This window comes from Brunnivagina elsteri CCALA 953 (assembly GCF_002289455.1).
Classification (GTDB): Bacteria; Cyanobacteriota; Cyanobacteriia; order Cyanobacteriales; family Nostocaceae; genus Brunnivagina; species Brunnivagina elsteri.
In genome coordinates this window covers 1-4,130 of sequence record NZ_NTFS01000110.1, presented here as the reverse complement: position 1 = coordinate 4,130, position 4,130 = coordinate 1, and the positions used below count along the sequence as shown (strand labels likewise).

At 38.2% G+C, this 4,130-nt stretch carries 6 protein-coding genes; 1 reads left to right on the top strand and 5 read right to left on the bottom strand.

Annotation, left to right across the window (positions count from 1 at the left end; translation table 11 throughout):
* Positions 1-305, top strand: a 305-nt coding sequence (locus tag CK510_RS12015) for a hypothetical protein (RefSeq protein ID WP_143289280.1), incomplete at its 5' end; no start/stop codon positions are given.
* Positions 306-397: 92 nt separating this feature from the next.
* On the opposite strand, the gene rpmA is transcribed toward CK510_RS12015, so the two are convergent.
* The 5 genes from rpmA to CK510_RS11990 form a co-directional block, all read right to left on the bottom strand.
* Positions 398-667, bottom strand: coding sequence for a 50S ribosomal protein L27 (gene rpmA / locus CK510_RS12010; protein ID WP_095721930.1), 270 nt, complete (start codon positions 665-667; stop codon positions 398-400).
* A 244-nt stretch (positions 668-911) separates the two neighbouring features.
* Complete coding sequence (gene rplU / locus CK510_RS12005) at positions 912-1,307, bottom strand: 50S ribosomal protein L21 (RefSeq protein WP_095721929.1); 396 nt, start codon at positions 1,305-1,307, stop codon at positions 912-914.
* Between the two features lie 843 nt (positions 1,308-2,150).
* Positions 2,151-2,864, bottom strand: a complete 714-nt coding sequence (locus CK510_RS12000; protein WP_169927016.1) for a sterol desaturase family protein — start codon at positions 2,862-2,864, stop codon at positions 2,151-2,153.
* Between the two features lie 259 nt (positions 2,865-3,123).
* On the bottom strand, positions 3,124-3,570 hold the full coding sequence (locus CK510_RS11995) for a hypothetical protein (RefSeq protein ID WP_095721927.1): 447 nt from the start codon (positions 3,568-3,570) through the stop codon (positions 3,124-3,126).
* Positions 3,571-3,625: 55 nt separating this feature from the next.
* A complete protein-coding gene (locus CK510_RS11990; protein WP_095721926.1) occupies positions 3,626-4,027 on the bottom strand; it encodes a hypothetical protein in 402 nt (133 codons plus the stop codon).
* Positions 4,028-4,130: the final 103 nt, after the last annotated feature.

The following is a 4,130-nucleotide window of genomic DNA, read 5'->3' as shown; positions in this document are numbered from 1 at the left end:
TCATGCTGACGAAGGAAGCATCTCAAAAATCAACTTCTGTCATACTGACGAAGGAAGCATCTCAAAAATCAACTTCTTTCATACTGACGAAGGAAGCATCTCAAAAATCAACTCCTTTCATACTGACGAAGGAAGCATCTCAAAAATCAACTTCTGTCATACTGACGAAGGAAGCATCTCAAAAATCAACTCCTTTCATACTGACAAAGGAAGCATCTCAAAAACCAACTTCTGTCATGCTGACGAAGGAAGCATCTCAAAAACCAACTTCTGTCATGCTGACGAAGGAAGCATCTCAAAAATAAAGCCCTAACCAATTTTCACTCTAATCAAAAAAGCCCGACTGTTAGGTATGAGTCAGGCTTCTAAAATAATGTATCGAAATTGGGTAATTAAATTAACAAGCAGCTACTTCAGCAGGATAAACGCTGACTTTCTTGCGACTCTTGCCCTTTCTTTCAAAAGTGACAACACCATCAACCAAAGAGAATAAAGTATCATCTTTACCGATACCAACATTGTTGCCGGGATGGAATTTGGTTCCCCGTTGACGAACCAAAATATGACCAGCGCGAACTACTTGACCACCAAAACGTTTGACACCAAGTCGCTGTGCATTAGAATCTCTTCCGTTCCTAGTACTACCAGTACCCTTCTTACTTGCCATGATGTCCTCGTTTTTCTAGTTTATCTATCTTTTGTGTGATACTTTAAACGGTTTAAAATTTGACCTAATATAAAACCCCTCTCCCAACCTCTTCCCACAGGGAGAGAGGCTTAAGAAATTGGATTTATGTACTAAAAAGTCCATTTTCTAACCGTTTTTAGTATAATTTATGTCTAAGAATCCAGAATAACGAAGCTAGAATCATTCCTATTTCTCTTGACTTCTAAATCCTGAATTCCCAAAATTATTCTTCAGCGCTAGTTGCTTCCGCGATTTCAGGTACTTCAACCTCAACAATTGCAGGTGCTTCAGCAATTACCGACCCATTCATGCTAATAGAATTAATCATCAGTCGGGTAACTTCTTGACGATGCCCGCGTTTTTTGCGGGTTTTCTTCTTCGGTTTCATTTTGTAGACTAGAACTTTGCGATCGCGAAAATGTCGCATTATAGTTCCTTCAACAGTCGCACCAGCTACAATGGGTTGTCCAATTGACACTTCACCGTTGTGCTGCACGAATAAAACAGCATCAATAGTAATTTGCTCTTCGGGTTCAATGTGAAGCAGTTCGATGTCGTAAAAACGACCTGGCTCGACTCGTATCTGCTTGCCACCAGTTTCAATAATTGCGTAGGTCATAAATTAAATTGTCCTTGAGGTTGCCGTACAGGTAGCTGGTTCAACAAAAAAAACTTCTGCCTACCAGCTTTTGCAGTATGTCTACCTGTTCCGAGCGGAAAATTAGACAGACAATCTCTCATAATATTTTGTAAAGGAATTCATGTCAATTAATTGGCGAGAAATACTCTCTAAACAATTTTTTTAACGGTTCTGGAATATTTTTTTGCTATGTTCGCGTAATTCTTCTGATTAGGGCTGTAATTATATATGACACAGAACAGCACCAAACACTCTGAGCAGTCTTATAGAGATTGCTCGGATTTTTTTATTTAGGCATGAGACATGCGACTTTAGTTATATGGTTTTACATAGTCGTCAATAGACTTTTATCTTTACCAGTGAATAAAACATAGAAGTGATAAATAAGTAGTAGCACCAAATTAATCATACTTCCGAAAACGTCAGTCCCTTGCGTAAGCGGAGCGGCTACCTTACGTCGCAATAACAATATATATTTAGGGCTTGCTTGCGTGATTTTTGAGCCAACTAAAAAATATTGTTCTAAGTGGATGACGTTCATTAGTTACATTAGATACAACAAAATAGTCCAAAATCCTAGTATTTTATATTTAAAATACTACAATAATCAATTGTTGTTGACTTTAAGTATCGTACCGATCTCATTAAAAAATCACAATTTTAGCAATCATGTTTATCATTCAAAAAATATCTAAATTACTTTGTCTGTCATCTTTAACTTTTGAATGTGATGTAGTAAACACACCTTATATTGGGAAGAGTAATTTCCAGATTTGGTAAATTATCTCGGTTTTAGTCAAAGTTTTGAAATAAGATAATTAACTACTCACGAATTATTCTAAAAACCTTATTAACACATTTTGCTTTTGTCTGATTTGGTTTCCAATCGGGAGGAGCAAATGCATAACAAAAGCGTTTCTGCCAAGAGTCAGTCGCAATAATATCTTTGAAAATCTCTATCCATTCATGTAAAGCAATTTTAAGTGGATTGCTAGATTTAATCGGATGAGTTAACCCATAAATTGGTGGGTTTGATGCATTCTCAGAGCTAAAAGTACCAAACAAGCGATCGAAAATAATTAAGACACCTCCATAATTGCGATCGATATATTCAGAATTGGATGCATGATGAACTCGATGGTGGGAAGGAGTATTAAAAACCCATTCCAAAATACCTAGCTTGGGGATTAATTCGGTATGAATCCAAAACTGATAGAGTAGATTTAGTGAAAGCGCGATCGCTATCGTCAACGGATCAAAGCCTAGCCAAGCTAGTGGCATAAAAAATATAGCACTACCGGATATTCCTCCTGTCCATCCCAAACGGTAAGCGGCTGAAAGATTAAAATGTTCAGGTGAGTGGTGAACGAGATGACTAGCCCAAAACCAACGAATACGGTGGGATGCACGATGAAACCAGTAGTAGGCAAATTCGAGACCAAGAAAAAGTAATGCAACATTCCACCAATGGTTGAGGGACATCGTAAAGATGCGATGGTTCCAAGCAAATATTAAAAAGCCAGCAGTGGGAATCATTTGCGCGATGTGATGTCCGATGGCAATTAGAAATGAAATAAAACTCTCTTTCCAAGGATATTTTTGTTTTTTCCATCCTACAATTACAATTATTTCTGTGAAAATTAGAATTAAGAAGAAAGGAATAAATTTTAGAANAATTATCGTAATTCATGTATTTTTCATTTAAAGTTGGATTTTGGGATGAAATAGTAGCAGTAGAATTTCATGCTAAGTTTCTACTGCTGATATCACTGATAATTGATTTGAAGTTCTCAAATTACTTGCGTGGATTTGTAAAACTGCGAGAACCGGAAGGTGTAGTAACTGCTGTCGTACCATTTCCAGTGGTTGTACTGTAGGTATTACCGTTTACAGTTGTGGTATTTTGACCGCTATATCCAGAGGTTTGGTTATAACTAGCACTACCATTGGTGGTTCCGGTATATGTGTTACCATTCTTAGTCGTTGCTGTTCCGCTACCGTTATAGCTACCGCTTCCTTGACCGTTGGTTTTGAATTTAAACTGTCCGCTAGCGCTACCACCGTTAACACCCATAACTGTCCCGTTTCCAGAACCAACGTAACCACCTTGGGGATTTGGGACTACAGCACCAGTTCCACTTGCGGTGCTACCTCTGCGACCTGTAACTTGTCCGGCAGAAGCGGGTAAGCTAGTTGTGATGAGAACTAATCCAAGGAAGGAAATACTGAGTAAAGATTTCATGATTTTTACCTTTGTTAAATTTATTGGTTGATTTTTTTGTTGAATTGCGAGTGAATTAATTGCCTTGCTGTTGAAGCGACCACAAATTTTGCATTACCTGCCGTTTTTGTTGGGAGGTTAATGTTTTGTTAATTTGAGTTTTTTTCGCTTGCAAAATGGCACGTATCTGCTTTTGTTGTTGGGTAGAAGGATTCACGGATAATACGGCAACCCTTACCCCTTTACCTTCTGCTAATGCTGTCTGGAATTGTGTTTTCTGTTCTTCTGTGAGAACATTGGCAACTTCTGGGAGGGTTTGCTGACTTAACTGTTGTAGTTGGGTTTGCTGTTCTTGGGTTAGTGAAACTCCCGATAGAGCAGGAAACATCTGGGTTAGAGGTGTGGTTTGGGCTTGAACAACTGTTGTTGTGGTCAATACCATTGCACTTGTCAACATTGAAACTAGCTTACTTTTCATCTTGCGTTTCCTTGGCTGTTTCGATGGGGTACATCCCAGTTTTTATTCTTCCAAGAAAGATAAATAAATCATGAGAAAGTAAAGGGAAATTAAACGCGAACGC